Raw genomic sequence first — 1,547 nt, 5'->3', positions numbered from 1 at the left:
CATGCCCCCCCTCCCTCCCTTTTCTTTCCGCGGTTCGTGGGTCTTCCTTTCTTCCCCCCCCCCCCCCCCCCCCCCCCCCCCCCCCCCCCCCCCCCCCCCCCCCACGGCGGTATTCCGCGGTTCCAGTCGAACGTGTTCGTCGGCCCCAGGTGCCCGGCCTGGAACAACTGGGCCTGAGACACGCCCTCGTGGCCGAGCGTGCGGTACTTCCACGGCCCAGTGCCATGACTGAGTCCCATCGGTGCAATCCGAGCTCCGGCACGGTCGTCGAGGGCGCACCCGCCCTCAGGCCACGGCTACGGCGGGTGGGGCCTCAGGCCCGCAGGCACGTCCCGGACGAGGCTGAAGCCCTCACATGGGGCTACATGCCGTCATGAGCCTCGACCCGACGGGCCAGGGACGCAAACGCTGGACGCTGCGAGGGAAGCCCACACTCCAGGGTTTCGGCAGCCTACTCTTCATCGGCCGCCGAAACCCGCAGAAGTACGGCTCAGTGCTTGTTGACCGCCGAGGCCCAGTCGATGTTCACGCCCAGGTCGGCGTACTGCGTCGTGTAGCTGTAGTAGCAGTCGAACTTCTCGATCTTGCCGTCGTCCAGGTACCAGAAGTCGGCGGTCGGCACGTCGACCTTCGCGCCGGTCGGCTTCATGGTTCCAGCCGGGGTCTCCAGCGGCCCCTCGAACGTGCCCTGAATCGCCAGCTCGACGCTGACCACGTCGCCGTTGACGGTGATGCTCTTGAGGTCACGGTGAACATCGGGGAAGATGCCAGCCATGTAGGGCAGGACGTCACCGAGCGTCTCGCCCTGGAAACTCTTCTCGGCGTTCATGTCGTTGAAAACGCCGTCCTCGGTGAAGCTGTTGACGAAGGCGGGGACGTCCAGGCTCTTGCCCTCCGCGGTGTGGTAGGCGTTCAGCACGACCGCGAGATTGTTTATCTCGTGCCGGGTCAGGTGGCGGTCGGTGAGCGGCAGCGCGGCCAGTTCGCCGGGGCTCAGGGCCGCGCTGGCCTGCGAGCCGTCGACGGTGCGGACGTGCACACTGCTGGCGACGGAGCTTGCGGCCTGCGTCGGGGTGGCGGCGATGGCGAGACCGGCCAGGCTCGTGACTGCGGCCGTGGCAGTGATCGTCTTCCATCCGAGCGACTTCATGTCGTATTCCTTCTGCGTCGTTCTCGGGGCCCGGGCCGCCGAGACGGGTTCGCGCCAGTCACGGCGCTCCAAAAATTCAAACCATTGATTGAACGGCCAAGGGTGACGGGCACCGCGGCAGCTCGTGAGCCGGCAAAGTCGTTCGACCTCGGCCAACTCAGCTTCGGTGATCCAGGAGTGGCCGGCGGGCCTTCACCCGTGATGCCGGCGTGCGACAACGAGACGGGCGCCCCAGCTCAATCTTGACCCGTTCGTCCAGAACGCTAGCCGTTATGGACGAATCAGTCAAGAACGGTTAGACTGGCGGCATGGCACGACCCAGGAAGTTCGACGAGCGGCAGGTACTGGACACTGCCCGGGAGCGGTTCTGGTCGGGCGGGTACGCCGCCACGCGGAT

1 protein-coding gene is annotated in these 1,547 nt (G+C 66.8%); it reads right to left on the bottom strand.

Annotation, left to right across the window (positions count from 1 at the left end; translation table 11 throughout):
- Positions 1-490 precede the first annotated feature (490 nt).
- Positions 491-1,150, bottom strand: a complete 660-nt coding sequence (locus tag ACZ470_RS34175; protein WP_468433637.1) for a nuclear transport factor 2 family protein — start codon at positions 1,148-1,150, stop codon at positions 491-493.
- Between the last annotated feature and the right edge of the window lie 397 nt (positions 1,151-1,547).

It is taken from the genome of Streptomyces sp. NPDC031111 (genome assembly GCF_055570675.1).
The sequence above is the reverse complement of the archived record's forward strand: the minus strand, read 5'-3'. Positions and strand labels throughout refer to the sequence as shown.